This is a genomic window from Lacrimispora sphenoides (genome assembly GCF_900105215.1).
GTDB classification, from domain to species: Bacteria; Bacillota; Clostridia; order Lachnospirales; family Lachnospiraceae; genus Lacrimispora; species Lacrimispora sphenoides_A.
In genome coordinates this window covers 1,049,518-1,071,416 of the sequence record NZ_FOIP01000002.1, presented here as the reverse complement: position 1 = coordinate 1,071,416, position 21,899 = coordinate 1,049,518, and the positions used below count along the sequence as shown (strand labels likewise).

Below are 21,899 nucleotides of genomic sequence, written 5' to 3'. Positions count from 1 at the left end.
AGCTCCTTACAGATTGTAACGACGTAATCTTACTCCATGAATTGGCATTCTGCCGCTGATTGCTTCAGGGATTAGTTCATATTTAATATTATCAATTTTTACAACCGGAACTGCCCCTTCTCGAAGTACCTCATATACATGCCCCTGTGAAGATATTCGATCCAATACATTCTTCAATCGCATCTGTGCGTTTGGAAAATATTCTTCCGTATCGATAAAGATCGATTGTTTTCTTTCAAAGAACGGGAATATGAAATTAAAGCCTTTTCCTGTCTCAGTAGCAGCTGCCTGGCTTTTCATACGTAAAAAACCAGCCACTACAGTCCCCCATAAAGAACGTACCCCAATGGGATAAAGTGCTTTTGCCAAGGTACTTTCACTGCGAATGCCTGTCATCCGCGCTGTGATTATATTCTGTTCATAGACAGAAAAGACCTGAAAGAAGCAAAGGGACTCTAATAACAGCCATACCAAAATAATGCTTTCCTCTGAGATTGGTCCATCTTCAAAAAACTCAGCCCTTAATAAATCTAACTGGCATTCATACTCCCTTGAATCGCTTACATAGGTTTTTAGCTTAATATTTTTATCGTAATATAAATCACAGCCTAACAAATTAGGAACCTTAGAAAGCAGCTGTTTGCTTTGTAATCGTTCCGCGTAAGTTCGTTCCAATGCTTTTTTATCTGCTTTTTTCATGGCATCTTTAATTCCTTCTTCATTAAAGTTCCATTTACCCGTCCCAGAGTCGTAGTTTTCCTCCAAAAATACAGCAGCAGCTAATACTTTTAATACATTCTGCTTAGCAGTTTCTCTATGCTCGCTCTCATTACCGTTAAAGCCAATTAGTACAAAACGTTCTGATAATGTTAAATCCATAATAATCCTCCTTTAACTGTATTAATAATTTGGTTTACTTACTACTTACTACTTACTACTTACTACTTACTACTTACTACTTATGATTTATATTATCACTTTGTGAATAAAATTACAATAGCTTGCGGTGTTAATTCCAGATAGTTATTTGAATTTTCGGATCAGATACTTTTACTCGTTAAATGTTTGCCCTCCAGGAACACTAAAAAAGCAGCCCCTACATAAACAGGTGCTGCTTTTATTGAAAATTATCCCAAAATCTTTAGAAAAATATCATTTAGATTTTCCCAGTCACGCTTTCTGCCATCTGAAATACCTTCCACATAGGCCTTTTGTCTTCCTATTTCATCGATGATGAAATCCCGGATAATCGGAATTTGCATGCATTTTTCTCTTTCATCGCTCCTTTTTTTAATTTCCAGCAGCTCGTCAATTCCATTTCGCAGTTCTGCCGTCATATCCATTTTCATAAGATCATCAAAAGATACTGGAGGCGGGCATTGGTATTCATGTATGTATTTTCCTGCAAGCAGCGGTCTTAACGCATAAAAATACTTTTTATATTTTACCGACTCTTCCTGCAAATACTGGCTATACGTACTAATTGCAGTTCCATAATAATGATATGCTGCCGCTTTCACAGAGAAGTAGGTTTTTGCCTCATCATATATCTGTTTCCATAAATCTGTTGTCTTATATACAATCGGGGACTTACTCCATTCAAATAAAGTCGCATTTCCTCTGTAAAACTGCTTTAATGCTTTCTTTAAATCCCAACCATTGATATCCAGCACTTCATCAAGCTGCCATTCTATAACATCTCTTGATTCATTGAGTTTAAGATAATCTTCTTTTCTCCTGACATAAATAAACCGGACCACTTGTATTCTTTAACTTCTTGAAATCTTTCATTTTCTCTCCCCAGTATTCACTATCGTCATTATTTCTCTATTACTATCTGATCTCCATGACAAATTCCCAGCTGATTCCTCCATCTTCTGAATGGTAAAAAACCTCTTGTCCCCCATCAGCCCCCTGTCCTATCACCATTTTCAAAATCCCATCTTCTTCATATGGCATTTGGGGGAAATCAAACGGGGAATCCTGATTCGGATCTTTTTCCATAACGGAATACGGAAGCTGTACTGGCTCTGTCGTTTTTCCACCATCATCTGTCCGGTATAGCTCTGCCTCATCGCCGCCATTATGTGAAAGACAGAAAAATCCCAGCTTTTCGTCAATAAAGGCAATACCTGCGGCCACCCCGGCCTGACCTAAAAACGGATCTTGATTCACAACCTTCCAGCTTTTTCCTCCATCATCACTGCACTCCAGGTTGTAATAGCGGCTGCCAAGAGCGGCATCTACTACATTCAGGCGGAACCAGTCACCATTTTTAAATTGAAATTCTTCATCTGGATTGATTGCAGCAGGCTTCTCTTCAGCCAATGCTTCTCTGTCAGATTGCTCTTCCTCTTCTGATGCCGCCAGATAGCGTATTGGGGTAATTTCATTTTCTTTGCCCGGTATAAATAAAGAAACTGTATACCCTCGAATATTGGATCCGGTCTCAGAATTCGCCGGCCTGCCCTCATTTAAATCCACCCAATTGATTCCCGTCGAATCATTTCCCCAATCCCGCACTCCATAATAAATGATTCCGTATTCTTCTTCCCCCCATTGTTGTACGGCCTCTTCCAGAACTACTTGTTTTAGTATATCAACCATCGGCTGCAATTTCTTACGGTCTTTGTCCTGCTCTGATACTGATCCATCCAAATAAACAGTCGCACGTTTTGACTTGCTCCCATCATAGTTTATTAAATAGGTCTTTAAATTTCCTCTGTCATCATTACCATACAAATAGGTTTCCAACGAAGTTATGGTTCCATCTGGTTTGAAATGAAGATTAAAACTGGTAGCTACATATAGATCATCCGGCATTTGAAGCTTCTGCCCCAAATCCGCTATCATTTTATCGATTCCACCTGAAAAAACATTATCATGAGCAATCTCTACAGTCCTTTTATGGGTTTTTTCATATAAAAACCATGATAATTTCCCATTAAAATTACTGGCGCTAAGTACAATTTTCTCTCCGTAAAACAATGTAGTTCCAATAAAAAATAACAGAAGCACCGACATATAACCTCTATATAACCATCGGCCTTTATTCTTCTTTCGTAATTCGGTTTCTTTCACAAAATTAGTTTGTTCTTCTGTCCTTCTCCCCTTTTTAATAGCCGCTATAATCGCTATCAAAAGCATCATACAGAAAAATATCATACAGCCTGCTAATATCGGTATATTCCTTCTCTTTCCTCCAAACTGGCACAATCGGTATAAGCGTTGCAGAAACACAAGATATACCGCTGCTGTCAGAGGATTTATCAACAAAAGCCAAAATGCTTTCCAACTAATTCTTCCTTTATTCTCTTGCATGGGATACAGCCTCCAAATTCCTACTCCATACTTTTCTGCTGTTCCTGAATCAAACGGATATTGAAACGCTCTGTTTCATTCAGCACATCTTCTTTAAAATCTTTTGGATCAATCATTCCTTCATACCAGCTGCATTGATTAAAATACCTCTGCAATTCTTCATCAGCAAACCGCCTGCCATGTCTTGCATAAATCTCGTTTCTTGCAATCCGCAGCTGACTGGCTGAAAGATTCCATAAATCCGGCTCCTGCAAAAGGCTATCACTGCTGTTAGGAAATACAAATTCAGAGCCGTCATATTTTGCAGTATCAGACTGAATCCGGAAAGTATCCTGTATTTGACTGATTTCAAGATGCATTTTATTGTATTCTTCCATTATGGAACTGTCTTCCATATAAAACGTCACATCTGTGGGCAGTGACATTACATATACATAGGGACCATCATATCCCCATATGTCATAGTCTGGCAGATTAACATAGCTGCAGTCCGAGTACGCCTGAATATAGAATAAAACCCCATCCCCCATCAAATCATAAGATTTTTTCTGATGGTAGCTGCACCCTCCTTTAAACTCATTTCTGACCGCCAGGCGATTCCATTCTTTTGGCAAATTCAGCTCAAAGCCTGGCGCCTGGGAGTTAGAAGCCTGAATAGTCGGCTCCTGCTCCGTTTCCGACATCTCTGTTTCCATCGGCTCTTCTTCTGCCTTCTCGGTGGCATTTGTTTGCTGTATGAGTTCTTCAGCTTTCGTCTCTTCATATACTCTCGTTTTGCTTGTTCCCCAATGATGTGAACCCATAAACATAAGAATTACAAACAGCACCGTGTAAATGCCAAGTACTCCGGTTAAAACAATCCGGCACACAAGTCCGGTCTTATCTTTCAGGAAGCCGGGAGATTCCACATAGGTACAAGCTCCATATCCCATCGCCTCCCTGACTGCTATATTTTCAGGGCTGTAGGAAAGCAGATTACCGCAGATATTTTTTGCCTTCTCCATTTCACCTGCTTGTTCATAAACGTTCATCTGAATAGGCATGAGCGGCATGCAATGATATGCATCTGGATAACGATCACAATATACATTTACATAGGCTTCCACCTGTCCAAATTTCTGATCTATATAAGCCTTCCTGATTTCAGATAACAGAAGCATCGCATCTCCTATCCTTTTTAGTTGGGGATGATTTTTAACAAGCTGCTTCTGGTGTGAATATTCTGCTTCGGCATCTTCTTGCCTTCCCAGCTCTATGAAGCATACGTAGCATAGATTGCTTTGAGCCAGCTGCATCAGTTTCTTTTCCTGAACGCCCTTCCAGCCAAAATCAGCCAGCTTCAGCGCCTGCTCATATTTTCCAGCCCTGGCAAGTCCGGCGGCAGCATTATGTACTTGTTTTTTATAGTAAGACTGCAGCCGATAGGGACCATAGGCTGCCTCCATTAAAAAAGCTGCCGCCGCAGTAAGGGGCCGGTTCTCTTTTGTAAGTACCTCCATATGCTTTTTTGCCCAATAAGCTTCCAAAGCACCGCCTAAGCTTAAAATCACCAGAGTTACTATAAAAACAGTTCCTATGTAGTCTAATGAATTCAGAAAGACCCACTTGTATAAATATTCCTGGAAAATGTAAAAACCTGATCCGCAGGCGAATAATAATATCAGGCATCGGTTCCAGTATCGTCTCCTGTCATGAATCAAAAACCACCGCTTCCCCGCCTCAAATGCTGCCTGATTCTCTGCGTCATCCATAAATTCCAGTAATCTTTCTTTTGCATAGTCTCTCTTTTTACCATTATTTTTAAAAAGCAGAAAAATGCCCGGTACCCCAAATATGGCAACGGCAAACAGGTAAAGGTACACCCGAATATTTGCCATCTCTCCCTGACTATAGTGAATCGAAGACAACCCCACAGAACTTAACAGTTCCCATTGCCAATTATCTGTGTTGTCAAGGCCAAACAACAAAAGATGGATCGGCGTACTATCTGATGTTTTTCCCCTGATATTTCCCTCTATTGTCTGTCTCGTCTGCTGCTCTTCCAATTTTCCGGTATAGCTGACCGTAACATGAACGCCTTTTTCCGCAGCAAAGATATCAACGTCCTCGCCATTTGCCCCAATATTAATTACAAAGCTCTGCTTTGCTGGCATAATTTCTATATCCAAATAATGCAGCCGCTTTCCTTCAATCAAAGAAATCCACAATACAAAGCAGCCGATTAAAATGCCCAACCCATAATACAAGTAACGCATTTTGCTTAACTTTACTCCGCCTTTTTTATTCATTCTTCCTCCCCCGCAAATACATATAGAATAATTTAATGATAGCATAAAAATTAATGAAAGGAATAACGAAATCATAAATATTTCCAAACGAATTATATTAACAGCAAGCAGATCACCGATGGATTGATCCAGGAATCCCTGCAACATGCAAAAAAACAAGGTACAGATTTTTATTTCTGTACCTTGTTTACTACTATTGGCTTATGAACAAATCATAAGTGTAGGTGCCTGGTATAAAATTTTCGGCTAGCATCATAATTCATTATCATAATGCAGCTGTCCGCATGCAGCACTAATTTCAGAACCAAATTGCGTTCTAATAGTTACGCTTATACCGGCCTTCTTTAGGGTGCCGCCAAATTGTCTGATAGCACCTGAAGATTGAAATTTTAAAGCTGTTTTATCCGTGGAATTATAAGGGATTAGATCAATGTGATATAAATGTCCCCATGAACCGCGACTTTTCAATAAACTTACAACTGCTTCTGCATGATCTTTGGTATCATTAATTCCTTCAAGCATAATATAAGCAATAAACACTCTCCGCCCCGTATGAATGATATGTTCATCTAATGCTTTCATTACTTCATTCAATGGAAACTTTTTATTTATTGGCATTAAATCGCTTCGTTGTTTATCAAATGGTGAATGAAGGGAAAAGGTCAGATTCACTTGTGGAAATTCTCTGGTCAATCTTTGAATTCCCGGTATAATGCCAATTGTTGAAACAGTTATTCTTCGCTGCCCTAACCCAAATAAACTTTGATCCGTTAAAATTTTTACTGCGTCAAATAACTCCGGATTTGCAAAAGCCTCACCCATTCCCATAAACGAAACACTATTGAGTTTATGAGAATTAAAAAGGAAATAAAGTAATTGGTCAGTGATCTCATCAACAGTAAGATTACGTTTAAAACCAGCACTTCCCGTTGCACAAAAGCGGCAGCCAAAACCGCAGCCGCATTGGGTAGATATGCAAAACGATTCCCAGCCCTGCTTATATTTTAGTCCAACAGCTTCTATTTTTTCTCCATCAGATAATTCAAACAGCAATTTTTCAGCTTGTTTGGAATCTTGTATAAAAACAGGTTTTACACTTGATACACGATTTCCAAACTCATTTACTAAAGCCATCCTTAACGCTTTTGGCAGTATCTGCATATTATCAAAATCATCTATTCTTTGATGAAAAACAGCATTTATAATCTGTTCGTATCTATAATCAGGTAATTTCATATCTGATACTATTTGTTTCATTATTTTATATTTTGTTTTTGTCTGTTTCACGCAGGCTTCCTCCTCACTTTAAATCGTTAGGAAGCAAAGCCAGTATGATTAGCGACTTATACTACTCCATGCAAGCGTCGCCCAAAACATCCGGCTTTGCATGGAGCCTATTGTGTGTTGCTATTATTAACTCTTTATACATATTAATTTCCTTTTCTACTTTACAATTTAATCGTTTTTGTTGCCACATTTTCACAAAATGTTCTGTCATGCTCGACAAACAAAATTGTCAGTTCATGCTCTAATAATAATTTCTCAATCTGCATACGGGAAATGACATCAATAAAGTTCAATGGCTCATCCCAAATATATAAATGTGCCCGTTCACACAGACTTTTAGCAAGCAATACCTTTTTCTTCTGTCCTCCGCTAAAATCCTCGATATGTTTTTCAAACTGTTCTCTTGAAAAATCAAGCTTTCTAAGCATGGATTTAAATAAGCTCTCGTCAATACCGTTCTTATCCGCATACTCAGATAAATCACCATATAAATCTGAAGTATCTTGTGAGACATAGGAAATGATTAAGTTGTTGTTCTTTCTTACAATTCCACTATGAGGGGTGTCATCTCCATTAATCAATTTTAAGATGCTTGATTTTCCACTGCCGTTCTTTCCTTGAACAGCAATTTTTTCACCTTGCTCAATGGTGAAACTTATTCCTTGACAGACAATTTTATCATCATAATTAATTGCAACATCTGTTAACTCTACAAGCTTTTTATCATGGAACTTAGACGGTGCTAATTTTAAGCTTTCATTTGATTCAATATTTTTAAGAAGCTTTGACTTTTCCTCTATCATGTTTTGTTGTCTGGATTCTATATTTTTAGCACGCTTCATCATTTTTGCAGCTTTATGTCCAACGTATCCTTTATCTAATTTGCTTCCGGAATTAGTGGTTCCAAACTTACTACTTTCAACATTATCTGACCAGGTGGATGTCCGTTTCGCCGAGCTCGAAAGTCTGTTAATGTCCTTTTTTAATTTTTCATTTTCTGCAAGCTCAAAATTATCTTGTAATTCTTTATTTCTCCACCATGAAGAAAAATTTCCTTTTTGTATTTCGATATTAGTTTTATTAATAGACAAGATATGATCTACACAATTGTCTAAAAAAGACCTGTCATGGGAAATCAGGATAAATCCTTTCTTCTTTTTCAAGTAATCACTCAGTTTTTGTCTGGCTTCAGCATCCAAATGGTTGGTTGGCTCATCGATCAGTAAGAAGGATTTCTCCTTCAAAAACATAGCAGCCAACAGTGCTTTCGTCTGCTCTCCTTTCGATAGTGTATAAAACTGCCTATACAAAGTGTCATAGTCCACATCTAATAATGACAATTCTTTAACTATCTCCCAATCCTCTGAATTTGGACTGATTTCCCTTATGATATCTATGGTGAAATTACTTTGTTCCTCCACTTCATAAGGAAAATATTCAAACGTCACATTCGCTGAAATGCTTCCGCTATATTCGTATTTACACAACAAAAGATTTAGAAAGGTAGTCTTCCCTCTGCCATTTCTTCCGGTAAAGCCTAATTTCCAATCGGTATCAATCTGAAAGCTTACATTTTCAAAAATATTATCATAACTACCTTCATAAGCAAAGGTTAGGTTTGCTACATTTATTAAAGACATATTTTTGTCCTCCTCTGAATTTAATCATATAAATAACAAAGTCGGAACGATAGGCGACTTTATTATTACACCATATATGTGTCGCCTGCAGTATCCGACTCTATATGGATATTAACATGTGTTATCAAAGTGTCTGTATTTATCATAATTTATTTATCCTCCTTATGAAATTTTATAAAAAATAAGAGCTGCAAGAATTAATTATTCTTACAGCTCATAAATATACGCAGTTAAGCTAAAAATTATAGCACAACACAAGTGTATAAATTAAGAGAAAAAAGAATATCTTTCTTGCATGAGTACACAAAACAAACAGGACAGCCCTGTTTCGCCTTGTATTAAGTGTACTGGAAAAATTAGCAAGAAAAATTAATCATTTTTTCACCTCGAATTATTTTTTATTATTATACTATTATTTACTTGAAAAGTCAACAAAGAGTTAATTTACGGTGTTCGATTCGATATCTCCTTCTCTATAAAGTCTTTTGAAATATTCATTGCATCTATGATCGGAGTGAATCGCCTGTACGGAATTGCTTCTTTGTCATATTTAATTTGAGACTTCTCAGTTTTGCTTATGATTGACAGAACAGGCGGTAATGCTTTTATTAAATCAGTTTTAGTATACCTCCCTATATTACTATCTTTTTCTATTAAAGCTTTTGAAATATACAAAGCCTTAATTCTATTCTTTAAAAGAGAATGCTGCGATGTACCTTCTGCAAATTTTAATTGCATTTTTTCACAATTTTTGATGGTAGTAAATATGAGCTGTAATGCAGCATCCAGCTCTTTTTGCGAATAATTTTCCATGTATTTCACCTCGTGAGATTAGCGTCAGGCTGGAATTTAGCCAAGGTTTTCATGCTTCTCAATTTTGGGGGTTATACAGATCAGAAGTGTCAAAATTAGCAAGAGTCCCACAAACACTTTCCCTATATAAGACAACATCGCCGTTGTTATGGCAGAAATTTCAAACAACTGAGGCAGTATCCACAGCGCCCCAAATGCCCCTAACACCATTGTAACACAAATAAATACACGCAGCTTTGTAAATGGAATACAACTTTTAATAACCGAAAGCATAGATACGAGAATTAAAAGCATGTACATAATCGTCTGCCTTTGCTGTGTATCAAATGGTAAGGTAAGGCTGATAAAAATGATTCCGGCTGTAATAGTCAGCGCAAATGGCGCTGCATTTGCCAATGCTGTCCTTAAGAAAGAGCTGCGGACTCTCTTTGTATTCGATTCAAAAATTGTCAGAAACGATGGATACGCTTCAATAAAAGCGTCAATCAGCGTAATTTGAATTGGAATAAACGGAAAAGGCATATTAAACAGCAGGAAGAAAATAGACAACAGCAAAGAATAGATCGTCTTTATAAAGAATACCCCTGCGGTTCTGGCAACATTATTAATCACTTTTCTTCCTTCCAACACCACCTGCGGCAGATTTGCAAAATCTGAATCCAATAATACGATCTGTGAAATCTGGCGGCTGGCATCACTGCCTTCGGCTATTGCGATAGAACAATCTGCTTCTCTAAGGGCTAAAAGATCATTCACTCCATCGCCAGTCATCGCCACCTGATGTCCTGCGCGCTTCATAGCCATCACAAGCAGCTGCTTTTGTTTCGGTGTCACCCGGGCGAATACAGTATACTTCATGCATATGCTGTCATAATCCATATCCTCTCCAAAGGAGGACAGATCGACTGCATTTTCCCAATCCTTTAATCCTGCTTTCTTCGCGATGATAGAAACTGTTTTGATATGATCACCGGAAATAACTTTTACGTCAACGCCTTCTTTACGAAAATACTCCAGCGTTTTTGCAGTGCCTTTTCGAATGTTATCTTCTAAAATAACGGCGCATAGTGGTTCAATCTCATCCGGCAGTTCTCTTTCATTTTGCCATTCACCATCGTAAATGCCTATTATAACAGCACGGCAGCCCTTTTCAATCTGGTGCTCTACAGCCGCAGGCAATACGTTCATAATCCGCTCAGCCGCACCGATGAATACTGTTCCGGCAGTGTTAAAGCTGACCGCGCCCCACTTCCGAAGGGAGGAAAAAGGAATTTTATATGTCTTCTGGTACACGGAATTTGTTCCAAAATGTTCTTGAAGAGCTTGAAAGGTTGCGTTATTATCATCACTCGCAGCAAGATAAGACTGAATCAGCGGTGACAGTTCTTTATTTGGAAAATCCCTTAACGGAAGCACTTCCTTAACCTTCATCTTACCGTCTGTAATGGTTCCCGTTTTATCAAGGCACAGAACATCCACATGCGCTAGTGTCTCCAGAGAATAGATATTCTGAACCAGAATCTTCATGTTTGCCAGACGGATAACGCCGTTTGCAAGCGAAACAGCAATCAGGAGCACCAATCCTTTGGGAAGCATCCCCAAAAGTGCCGCCGAAGAAGATATTACCGCATCCGAAACCAATACTTGCCTGAGCATGATTGCCTCAAGGAACAACAGAATCCCCAACGGCACAATAAGAAAGCTTGTAAAGCGGGTTACCTGTTTCATGGAACCGAGCAATTCAGACGAAACTCTCTTGGTTTTTTTTGTTTCCTCCATGAGCTTCACGGCATAATTTTCACTGCCTACGTGCGTTGTTTTCGCATAACACTTTCCAGTAACGACAAAGCTTCCGGAATAAAGCTCGCTGCCCTCTGTCTTTAATATGGCATCACTCTCGCCGGTTAGCAGCGATTCATTAACTTCTGCCATACCGCCAAGCACAATCCCGTCATTACAGATTTGATGTCCGCTTTCCAGTACCATTACATCATCTATAACGATGTCCTCGGTTTCTACAACGATCTCTCTGCCGTCTCTTACCAATTTTGCCTTTGGCCGGTTTAAGATCGACAGCTCGTCTATCAGTTTTTTCGCTTTTAGTTCCTGTGCAATCCCGATTACAACATTAATTATAATAATGACAATAAAAATCATATTGGAATAAGCACCGACAGCAAAAAGCGATGCAGCAATTATAAAATTGAGCAAATTGAATAATGTAAAAATGTTTTCTTTAAATATCTGCGCTTTGGTTTTTGTAATGGAACCTGGTTGTTTACCCAAATCTCCCCGTTCTTTGCGATCCATTACTTCCTGCGCAGACAGACCTTGCATTGGTGCCTCCATATTTTCCTCCATTTATATCGTCTTATTTTCCGTTTATTAACCATATCATCTAACATTAACCACTTTTCATCATCGGATGGACAGACTGAACAACATCAGTCCTTTTATCTTCACATGCTATACCAGTTCAGATAAGTTATATTATCTAAACATAAAGTCCAGTTAAATTAAAGTTAAACTCTTCATAAACTAAACAGCTTCCCTGATTTGGCAAAACTACATTTCATGCGATATAAGAAAGCAGCAAATATTTTTTATTTGTTTATGCAGGGTTAAAGACTAATAAAAAAAATTATGCTATACTTTTAAATATTGTTTACAAGGCGGTGTTTTATATGAAAATAAAAGCAATATTTAATAAAAATATAACAATAAAAAAACGGCTTGTTATTTCCAATATTCTGATGATCATTGGACCGGTAGTAATCACTTCATTTATTGGAATTGTTTGTGCTGGCATTCTCTGGTTTGTCGTCACATCTGGCTCGGGTCTTGGTTTTAATGACAGCGAAGACTTTTATAAGGCCAGCCGGGGCATTTCCATGATCGTCGAGAAATCACTGAAAGAAGAAAAGAACGCAAACCTTGCGGAGGATCTGGCTGGGATCAGCAGGATACTGGACAAAAACTCCATAGCATTATCTGTGGATTCTTCCGGTAAAACTCTCTATCAGTATGGGAGTGCAACCGAAGCAGATAGAATTCTGATGGAAGCTGAAGCGATATTGGGAGGAAAAGGCTTTGTTTCCAACGGGACTCGTGAGCTTTATGTTCAGCAAGTCGAAAATAATGGCGCCGTTTACCGCATCGCCATTTTTGCCAGCCCTTCAAAGCTATCCTATAGTATCTTGAAAGTTGTTCTTGTTATATTGGCGGTTATTCTTTTGATTGCCATACTCTTCTCCATCCTGCTTACTAACCGATTTCTTACGAAGTTTGTGTTCCATAAAATCGAACAGCCGCTGAACATTCTTTCTGACGGCGTAAGACAGATCAGAGATGGAAATTTAGAGCACCGCATTGAATATGATTGTCAAGACGAGTTCGCACCTATCTGTGCCGATTTCAATGAAATGGCCGCCCGGCTCAAAGCCTCGGTGGAACTGACTGACCAGCATGAGCAAAGCCGCAAGGAACTTCTGGCAGGTATCTCCCATGACCTGCGCAGTCCATTGACTTCTATACGGGCTTATGTGGAAGGGCTACTGGATGGGATTGCCAAAACACCGGAAAACCAAAAAGGATATTTAGAAATCATCAAAAGCAAAGCAGAAGACATTGACCGTATGCTGTCCAAGATTTTCCTATTCTCCAAGATGGAGCTTGGTGAATACCCAGATAACCCGGAGTTCCTACGGCTTGACGATGAAGTACGGCAGTTCATACGGGCATTAGGGACAGAGTATGAGGAAAAGGGACTGGTTTTATCCACTAATGCCCTTGTTCCAGCTGCGGTGTTGGTTGACCCGGACCAGCTTCGGCGTGTGATGACCAACATTATGGAGAACAGCGCCAAGTATAAAACAAAGGATAAAGGTACTCTGACCATCTCCCTGTGGGAAGAAAACGGCGGATACATCCTTTCCCTTTGTGACGATGGACCAGGTGTTCCAAATGAAGCACTGTCCCACCTGTTCGAAGTGTTTTATCGCAGTGATCCTTCCCGGCAGGATCCTCATCGCGGCAGCGGTCTTGGTCTTGCGATCGCCGCCAATGCGATACAACGCATGAATGGAACGATTGACGCAAAAGCTGGCAAAAACGGTGGTTTGGAAATTGTAATTTGGCTGCCAAAAGCGGAGGAATAATATGGAGAAAATACTGATTATAGAAGATGATACAGCAATCGCAGCAATTGAGCGAGATTACCTTGAGATCCATAATTTTGAAGTGGAAATTGCGACGAATGGAAATATCGGTTTGGAAAAAGCATTACAGGGCTGCTACGATCTGATCCTGCTTGATCTAATGCTTCCGGGTATTGACGGTTTTACCATCTGCCGCAAGCTGCGGGAGACACTGGACATTCCTATCCTGATGGTCACGGCCCGTTGGGAGGATATTGATAAGATACGCGGACTCGGACTTGGCGCAGATGATTACATTGAGAAGCCTTTTTCTCCCAGCGTGCTGGTAGCACGGGTTAAGGCGCACCTGGCTCAATATGCCAGATTAAAGAAATCGGATAGGACTGCGCCGATACAGATTACCTTTGGCAATATCTGCATCAACACCGATACTCGCAGGGTCTATGTAAATGACATTGAAATCGAACTGAAAAACAAGGAATATGAGCTTTTACTGTTTATGGCACTCAACGAAGATGTGGTCTTCAACCGGGAAACGCTTTACGAGCGTATCTGGGGTATGGAGGCCATGGGCGATAATGCCACTGTCGCCGTCCACATCAACCGTCTGAGGGACAAAATTGAGGAAGATCCAGGCAACCCCCGGTATATCCAGACGGTGCGGGGTGCGGGGTATCGGCTTAAGGCGTAAATTTCACAAACAGGCACCCCTGGTACATTTCCGAGCCAAGGGCAGCCCATTTGTGAAATCTGTCATTTATGTTTATGCGTATCCGCCCATCAGCTTTGCCGTATTCAGAAGTGACCGAGTGGAAGCCACTTCCTCTCTCCTGGTGATAACATTTGCCTGAGCTTTCCGCTCAGCGATCAACACAGTATTCATAATCTCCCGGATCTCTCCAGGTAAAATAATATCCTTAATCCCTACAGTCAAAAATTCGATGCAGTATTCATCCTGCACTTCTTTCAGCTGTGTGCAGATAAAACCGGAGATTTCTTCTTTTTGCTCCAGAATCTCATCCAACCGATATTTGCCGATATATTCTCTGACCACCAACTGCACGCAGGCATATATCTGAGCTTCTTGATTCTTAATGGTCTCAAGCATTCTTTTCACCTGAGTGACCCGGTAAGTACATAACAGATTGACTCTGATACCGATTCGGTCGGCTGTCAGGATTTCCTGGCCGTTGATCTCTATGGATCTTGCTCTTAAATCAACTACCTGGCATACTACGTCTTTGGCATAAGTCCAATAAAAGTAGGTACCGGCCGCTAATTCGCCCACAATCTGATTGTCAAAATATAAAATACCTGTTTCGCCCGTTTTAATCTCAATTTTCTTATAATATTTTAACGGAATATGAGCCAGGTAGGATTTGGTGATCTCCGCCTTCATCTTCGGCTCTCTCATATCCAACAGTTCATAATCATATCGATTCCAATTGTTCCAATACAGATATACCGGATCGGTCAGCACCTGCTGTACCACACCATTTAATCGCAGAATGCCAATGTGTCCCTCGGGGATCTTAATATGTAAAACTTTATCAGCAAATATTTGATCCTGCAATAATACCTCTACAGGCAATGTGCCAAAACCGACGGAACCTTCCATTTTTTCTATTACAACTTGATAACCGAGCATTCCCGGATACCAGTACTTTCCGCAGTATAAGGTTTTGATAAAAATACCGTCCTTCATTAAAAAACCACATTGGTTCTGATTAATTATATATTTCATAGCTTTCACCTCTTATTTATTATTCACGCTTGTTATAGATGTTGTTTGGGAATGTAAGCCTGATATCTGCCACAGAGATGCTGCGGACCGATCGGCTTCAGCCTGGTTTCTGATCTGGTTCCCGGCCGCCCGGAAAGCCGTCTTCTGACTTTCCTTCTGGCCGGGCATGAGAATCGAAAACTGTACTGCAGCGAATGATCAGTGCGAGGCTGCTTCTCTGTTGCCATAGCCGCGTTACGGGACCGATACCGGCGTCCCCGGGTTACCGGAATTAGTCGGTTATCTGGTTCCGCTGGCAGGCAGATACCATGTTTACATTTCATAAAGTGGGACACTTAGCAGGTGTCTTTTTGATTTCTCTACCATTGAGATACGGTTCCATAACCGGCAGGATTTGAACCTGCAACAAATCAATTTGAGCGATCTTGTGGATTTTCCTTCCACCTCGCATTTATATAATTCCTGCGGCATACCGAACTGTATCACAGCCGGCACCATCCAGCTCTGGATGCTGGTATATAGCAGGTAATTACCCTTTTACCACTGCGACGGTCTTTAGCTGAGAGACAATTTCTACCAAATCGGTCTGATTTTTCATCACAGTCTGAATATCTTTGTAAGCAAATCGGCTTTCTTCTGCCACATCTGCCTTTTTCGTTTTACCCAGGACAATTCCCTGTTCTTTCAGATCATTTAAGACCTCTTCACAGCGAAAAGCAGCCATTGCGCCCTTACGGGAATAAGCCCGGCCAGCACCGTGGGAAGATGTACAAAAACTCTCTTCATTTCCCTTTCCTTTGACCACATAGCTGTAGGATCCCATTGCACCAGGAATTACTGCCAGTTCCCCATTGCGGACTCGGGTAGCACCTTTGCGGTGTACCCAGACATTCTTATCATAGTGATTTTCCAAAGCTGCATAGTTATGATGGCAGTTAATCTCCTGACCAAACAAGACCTCCTGGTTTAAATACTTCTGAATTTTAGAGGCAACAATATCTTTCACGTGTTCCATCATCCGGGCCCGGTTTTCAAAGGCATAATCCATAGCCAGATTCATCCAGGTAATGTATTCCTGACCTTCTGTTGAATCAACCGGCAGAAACGCCAGCCGATATTCATCGGGTACCTGTGAATACCACGCCGTATTCAAGGCTCTGGCTTTCTTATGGTAAACATCACAGATGCTCTTGCCAAAATGGCGGCTGCCGGAATGTAACATAATTCATAAGTAGCCATCCTGATCTTCCTGCAGTTCAATAAAATGATTTCCGCCGCCCAGGGTGCCTATCTGGTAATAAGCAGATTCAATCAAAGGAAACAGATCCGGATTGCTTTGGTATTGTTCAGCACGAGTAAGAGCTTGATCCAGTACCTGGGATAGCTGTTTTTCTTTATGGGATTTAAAACCCACAGGAACATTTCGCATAATATCTGCGATGATAGTCTGCACCAACGTGCCGTTACCGGTCATTACTTCTTTTAGCGTGGCAGCCTTAATATCGGTAGAGACAAAGTTCATTCCGCAGCCGATATCCACGCCAACTGCGTTTGGAATAATGACGCCGCTGGTGGCAATCACACCACCGATGGGCATTCCCATGCCGGTATGCGTATCCGGCATCAGGCACACCCACTTATGTACAAATGGCAGATCAGCCAGGTGGTACGCCTGCTCCAAACAGCTTTCTTCCATCTGATCTATATTTTCCAGCCAGACCTTGATCGGCTTTCTTGTTCTATCATTATAAATAACAAACATTCTTTCATTCCCCCATTTCCATTTTTTACCATGGCTATATCATAACACCGTATTTTATATTAATCATTTAAAAAAAGTTGCGAACTTAACCATTGTCCTTATATAATAGTCTCAATGAATATTTTTTTAATGAAGCAGGAGCACAAAATCATGGCAGAATTCAACGAGCTGATCAAACATTTTAATAAAGTACGTACTTATGTACGAGATTTCTATGTCTATGGTTTCAAATCGCGGATGGATTATCCGGAATCCGTCCGACGCACTTACGACAATGAGCGGCGACGGATTGAAAGCTGGTTTGCCGATTATATTCAGTACGACTATGATTCCAGCCATAAAAAATCGGTTGCCATCACTATGGACAGCAACCGGATCGACAGTAATCCGTTATTTAATGTATGGAAAACCAAAAGCTTTACAAATAATGATATTATGCTGCACTTTTTATTGCTGGATCTGATGCAGGATGGGAAATCCCGCAATGTGGATACCATAAACGATGAATTGATGGAACGTTATCAGGTTCTGTTTGAAGTACAGACGGTTCGTAAGAAACTGATGGAATATGAGCAGAACGGGTTGTTTATGGTTAAAAAAGAAGGCCGACAGCATGTGTATACGGCTTACCCGGATTGGCTGACCAGCCATCCGGATTTATATAATGGCCTGAAAGAAGCAGCTTCTTATTTTCAGACCGCCGCCCCATTTGGTTTTGTCGGAAGCACCATCCTGGATTCACTCCGATGCCAGAATGATCATTTTCGGTTTCGCCACGATTATCTGGCACATACCCTGGAGGATGAGGTGCTGCTGCCACTGCTTACTGCCATTAAAGAAAAACAGCAAATTTCAATACAGATCAAGCATATCAGAAGCGGGCATATAAATGAGTTTGAGTGTGTTCCGCTAAAGATCCGGGTCAGTACCCAGACCGGCCGCCGCTACGTGTGTGTCCGTAGGCTGGCAAACGGGCGTCTATCGACTTACCGGCTGGACAGCGTTCAGAATGTTTCGCCGCTTAAATCAGAACCGGATTATGACCGATACTTAACTGGCTATGAGAAGAACAGCCGCTATACCTGGGGTGTTTCCTTTGGCTGCCGCCGGGAGCCAGAACGAGTTTGCATGCAGATAAGCCTGGATGAAATGACGGAAGGCTATTTGATCGACAGGCTTAATCGGGAAGGCCGCCAGGGCCAGCTGAAACGTATCCAGCCAGATATCTACGAATATACGATTGAGTGTTGGGACAGTGCTGAGATGATTCCCTGGATTAGAACTTTTACCGGACGCATTCTTAATTTCACCTGTTCAAATAAGCAGGTAGAACTACGTTTCTGGCATGATATGAAACGAATGCAAAAGATGTATGCCGAGGAAACCAGCGAAACCATGTCTTTAGGAGGACAGTAACATGGAACTTTTTTCAGAAATATATAATTGTTATTATCAGGTTGTTGCCCGAATATTGGAAGAAGCATCCCAGACACCGATCAGTCCGGCCGAAATGACTAGAATTGCCGAGAAATATGGTTACGACGAAAGCGTGCTTACCATCATTCCTCATCTGCTTGATGGCGACTGGGCTTTGCTTACACCGGACGACAGTGGTAAGAATTTTACTTCCCGATTGTCGCAGCCAGTCCGCTTTCCGCTTACCACGCTTCAAAAATCCTGGTTGAAGACACTGCTTGAAGATGAACGGATCGGCCTGTTTTTCACTGACAAACAGTTGGAACTGCTCCAGCGGCTATTGACTGATACCGCCCCACTGTTTGTTCCATCCGCTTTTCAATACTTTGATCACTATCAGGATCGGGATGTGATTAACTCCTCTTTTCGGCGGCACTTTCAGCTGATTCTGAAAGCTATAGAACAACACCAGACACTTAAAATCTCCTATTACTCGGTTAAGGGACGACTGATGGAGTTTACCTATCTTCCCTGCAGGATTGAATATTCCGCCAAAGACGGCAAGTTCCGGCTCTGCGCCCTTTATCGCCGACGAAATGGCTGGCGCATGGATATTTTACATATCGGACGAATATTAAAGATAGAAGAAACAGGATATTATATCGAAGAGCCGGTTGATATGGACCGATTTACAGAAGATGCCCTCTGTGAGGAACCGATTGTTATGGAAATTTCAGATGAGCGAAATGCTCTGGAAAGAACCATGCTTCATTTTTCCTGTTATCAGAAAAAGGTTGAAAGAGTAGATAAAACAGGTAAGTATCGTTGTTCCATCTATTATGATAAAACCAGGGAAACCGAGCTGTTAATTCAGGTTCTGGCTTTTGGCCCAGTGGTACGGGTACTAGGACCGGCTTCGTTTCTGAATCAGGTCAAGGAGCGGGTTAGTCGGCAGCAAAAACTGATCTTATCCTTTTAGGGGAACCTTTTAGTTAGTATTGAACTTCCCAAATCAATAACTGACTAATCGGTTCCCTTGTCTTCAATCCGCTTAATCCGCCCTTGCAATGTGTCTGTTACAATTTCTTTCTAATGTTTTTCATGATAAATCCGCTTTCAGGCAAAGTGGGTATTCTTGAAAGGCTGTAGTTTAAGTCTTGTTCTGGAACTTCAAAGTCAACTTTGTTAACAAGAAAGTTTAAACTTGCTTTCATCATTTCAATCGTAATACCTTCACCAGGACAGCGATGCCCCTTTCCTGGATCACCACCGCCTTGAGGGATAAAACTAAATGTCCGGTCTTTTTTTTCTTTAAAGCGCTCCGGCCGAAATTCATCAGGATTACTCCATATTTTAGAATCATGATTCATCCCATAAACATCAAGCAATACAAGTACTCCCTTTTTAAATTCATAATGATTCCAGTCAAAGTCCTTGTGTACCCTTGCTCCTAAAAATGGGGTAAACGGATAGTATCGGCGAACTTCCTGTACAAACAATTCAAAATAATTGTTATCACCACGCATCAGTTCTTCATGACACTCAGGATGTTCATACATTGCTAAAGCTGTAAAAGTAATGTATGTTGAAATAGCGACAATTGGTCTTATTACGTTAATAAGCTCTTTTGCAGCCATAAGCAACTCCATTTGGCTGCCATCAGACTCTCTGTGAAAAGCCATTAAATGAAGTGCGGAATCATCTTTTACTATCAGCTTCTCTTGTCTCACATCGTCTATGATTCCTCTTATCCATTCCTCGGTTCTGTTCCGTGCCGTCTTTCCTTTCCAGTATCTGGGCCCAACTCCGCCCAGCCCATCAATCATTGCGCAAAAATCATCTGCCCTGCTTTCTACATCAGATTCCGGCAATGGAACTCCGGTCCAGAAACATGCTATCTTGCATATAACATTTTTAGCTTCGTGAAATAGTATAACTTCATCCATATTCTCCCATTTATGAACGGAAGCTTCCATTTCTTTCTCAAAAAGCTCAGCAAGTTCCTTTTGATGAACCTCAGTCATTAACGACATAAATAATAGTTTTCGCTGAATATGTGCTTTATTATCCATCCCCTGAATGGCATTAACTCCAAACAGTGTTTTTTGTATTCTCTTTGGCATTGCACCTTTTCGTTGAAATAACTCTTCATTATAAAAAATCTTACATGCCTCTTCTCCACTTATGCAAATTGCTTTTTCTCCCATGATATGGGTTTCGAAAATATTGCATTTATAAAGATCCATTCTATTTTTGATAAAAAGATATCCTTCTTCCAATAATTTAAGAGTGTGATCTAAGCCTTTATCCTGTACAATTCTCTCTTTAACTTCCATTCCTTCTCCACCTTCAGTTTCTATTATAATTTTTTAATATTGTAGATACTTTTGGGTTTATTATCGCTCTATTATCGATAAATATTCATAGAGAACAGACCTTAAAGCACGGTTTCTTTGCAATGAAAGCAAATGGTTACTGATAAAGAGTTCTCAGTTTAAAAAGAAATAAAGTTTAAACATCATTAAATCATCAACATTGTATTTTCAGTTTTATCTAAACCTACTCATGCTATAGGCTCCATGGCCTCTGGTAGCAATGATTTTTTAAAAGGCGGCTGCCATTTAACAACAAAGGGTTGTCAAATGGTAGCCGCCCAATATAGGATTTCTTATTTCCAAAACTAAAGTCCCCGCTATTTTGTACCTGTTATCTCGCATTCTTTTGGAGAACGGACATTTGATATCATCGTCTCCTCACAAGCACCATATTTTTTATAATTGCTGCGTCCTTCCAGAATTGTTAATCCATGATTACAATCACTTGGCTCATTTTCAGAAGAAATAAAAACATCATTTTCCCAGAAGCATACAGGGCAAATGAAACTAACAGCCTCTTTTGTAGGAACAGGATATGTATAATAATCGCAGCATGGGCATTTATATCTCGATGCCAAAACCTTTTTCAATTTCTCTGTTTCCTCCAGTTATATTTTTTTCACCATGCCAACAGACTTTGGAGCCGAATATTCAAATCCAAATTTTTTATATAGTTCATCTGCCGGAACATCAGCAATCAGACTAACATAAGAATTTTTCGGAATGTTATTCTCCAGGTATGTATTTATTTCTGACATAATCAGTTTACCTAGGCCATTTCCCTGGTATGAGGGGGCAACAGCAATGTCTACAATATGATAAAAGCATCCTTTATCCCCTATAACTCTTCCCATGCCAATTAGTTTATCAGAGTCCCTTAAAGTAACAATAAAGATAGAATTTTTCAATCCTGCTTCTGATGCCGATACATCTTTTGGGCTCAAACCAGAAATTATTCGTAAATTATTATATTCCTGTGCATTTGGAATTTCATACGAAACAGCTATATCCATATACATATTTCCTTTCCCTCTTTTTTATATTGAAAATCAACTTTCTATTTTATCCCTCAAAATATATCCGATATTAAATGGTA

16 protein-coding genes and 1 pseudogene are annotated in these 21,899 nt (G+C 40.2%); 4 read left to right on the top strand and 13 right to left on the bottom strand.

Annotated elements, in window-relative coordinates; translation table 11 throughout:
- Positions 1-6 precede the first annotated feature (6 nt).
- The 8 genes from BMW45_RS21670 to BMW45_RS21635 form a co-directional block, all read right to left on the bottom strand.
- A complete protein-coding gene (locus BMW45_RS21670; protein WP_092248881.1) occupies positions 7-879 on the bottom strand; it encodes a hypothetical protein in 873 nt (290 codons plus the stop codon).
- 248 nt (positions 880-1,127) lie between these two features.
- Positions 1,128-1,760: a nucleotidyltransferase domain-containing protein gene (locus BMW45_RS21665; RefSeq protein WP_242883205.1), complete on the bottom strand. Its 633-nt coding sequence runs from the start codon at positions 1,758-1,760 to the stop codon at positions 1,128-1,130.
- A 73-nt stretch (positions 1,761-1,833) separates the two neighbouring features.
- Complete coding sequence (locus BMW45_RS21660; protein WP_092248875.1) at positions 1,834-3,321, bottom strand: WD40/YVTN/BNR-like repeat-containing protein; 1,488 nt, start codon at positions 3,319-3,321, stop codon at positions 1,834-1,836.
- 20 nt (positions 3,322-3,341) lie between these two features.
- The gene (locus BMW45_RS21655) at positions 3,342-5,609 is read right to left on the bottom strand and encodes a YARHG domain-containing protein (protein WP_166433439.1); all 2,268 of its coding nucleotides are present in this window, start codon (positions 5,607-5,609) and stop codon (positions 3,342-3,344) included.
- 252 nt (positions 5,610-5,861) lie between these two features.
- Positions 5,862-6,896 carry a Cfr family 23S rRNA (adenine(2503)-C(8))-methyltransferase gene (locus tag BMW45_RS21650; RefSeq protein ID WP_092248869.1) on the bottom strand — a complete coding sequence of 345 codons (1,035 nt, stop codon included), beginning with the start codon at positions 6,894-6,896 and terminating at the stop codon, positions 5,862-5,864.
- Positions 6,897-7,057: 161 nt separating this feature from the next.
- A complete protein-coding gene (locus tag BMW45_RS21645; protein WP_092248866.1) occupies positions 7,058-8,536 on the bottom strand; it encodes an Lsa family ABC-F type ribosomal protection protein in 1,479 nt (492 codons plus the stop codon).
- Positions 8,537-8,980: 444 nt separating this feature from the next.
- Positions 8,981-9,349, bottom strand: a complete 369-nt coding sequence (locus tag BMW45_RS21640) for a hypothetical protein (protein ID WP_092248863.1) — start codon at positions 9,347-9,349, stop codon at positions 8,981-8,983.
- 36 nt (positions 9,350-9,385) lie between these two features.
- A complete protein-coding gene (locus BMW45_RS21635) occupies positions 9,386-11,698 on the bottom strand; it encodes an HAD-IC family P-type ATPase (protein WP_092248860.1) in 2,313 nt (770 codons plus the stop codon).
- Between the two features lie 335 nt (positions 11,699-12,033).
- On the opposite strand from BMW45_RS21635, the gene BMW45_RS21630 reads away from it, so the two are divergent.
- Together BMW45_RS21630 and BMW45_RS21625 are read left to right on the top strand one after the other, a co-directional pair.
- Complete coding sequence (locus BMW45_RS21630) at positions 12,034-13,506, top strand: sensor histidine kinase (RefSeq protein WP_092248857.1); 1,473 nt, start codon at positions 12,034-12,036, stop codon at positions 13,504-13,506.
- Between the two features lies 1 nt (position 13,507).
- The gene (locus BMW45_RS21625) at positions 13,508-14,197 is read left to right on the top strand and encodes a response regulator transcription factor (RefSeq protein WP_092248854.1); all 690 of its coding nucleotides are present in this window, start codon (positions 13,508-13,510) and stop codon (positions 14,195-14,197) included.
- Between the two features lie 72 nt (positions 14,198-14,269).
- Here the strand turns inward: BMW45_RS21625 and BMW45_RS21620 are convergent, their stop codons facing one another.
- Together BMW45_RS21620 and BMW45_RS21615 are read right to left on the bottom strand one after the other, a co-directional pair.
- On the bottom strand, positions 14,270-15,250 hold the full coding sequence (locus BMW45_RS21620) for a slipin family protein (RefSeq protein WP_092248851.1): 981 nt from the start codon (positions 15,248-15,250) through the stop codon (positions 14,270-14,272).
- 529 nt (positions 15,251-15,779) lie between these two features.
- A pseudogene (locus BMW45_RS21615) lies at positions 15,780-16,946 on the bottom strand (RtcB family protein).
- Between the two features lie 216 nt (positions 16,947-17,162).
- On the opposite strand from BMW45_RS21615, the gene BMW45_RS21610 reads away from it, so the two are divergent.
- Together BMW45_RS21610 and BMW45_RS21605 are read left to right on the top strand one after the other, a co-directional pair.
- Complete coding sequence (locus tag BMW45_RS21610; RefSeq protein ID WP_092248848.1) at positions 17,163-18,428, top strand: WYL domain-containing protein; 1,266 nt, start codon at positions 17,163-17,165, stop codon at positions 18,426-18,428.
- Between the two features lies 1 nt (position 18,429).
- Positions 18,430-19,407, top strand: coding sequence for a WYL domain-containing protein (locus BMW45_RS21605; RefSeq protein WP_092248845.1), 978 nt, complete (start codon positions 18,430-18,432; stop codon positions 19,405-19,407).
- Between the two features lie 97 nt (positions 19,408-19,504).
- Here the strand turns inward: BMW45_RS21605 and BMW45_RS21600 are convergent, their stop codons facing one another.
- The 3 genes from BMW45_RS21600 to BMW45_RS21590 all read right to left on the bottom strand — a co-directional run bounded on the left by BMW45_RS21600 (position 19,505) and on the right by BMW45_RS21590 (position 21,816).
- Complete coding sequence (locus BMW45_RS21600; protein WP_092248842.1) at positions 19,505-20,764, bottom strand: cytochrome P450; 1,260 nt, start codon at positions 20,762-20,764, stop codon at positions 19,505-19,507.
- 356 nt (positions 20,765-21,120) lie between these two features.
- Positions 21,121-21,393: a CPCC family cysteine-rich protein gene (locus BMW45_RS21595; protein ID WP_242883203.1), complete on the bottom strand. Its 273-nt coding sequence runs from the start codon at positions 21,391-21,393 to the stop codon at positions 21,121-21,123.
- A gap of 18 nt (positions 21,394-21,411) precedes the next feature.
- The gene (locus BMW45_RS21590; RefSeq protein ID WP_207649137.1) at positions 21,412-21,816 is read right to left on the bottom strand and encodes a GNAT family N-acetyltransferase; all 405 of its coding nucleotides are present in this window, start codon (positions 21,814-21,816) and stop codon (positions 21,412-21,414) included.
- Between the last annotated feature and the right edge of the window lie 83 nt (positions 21,817-21,899).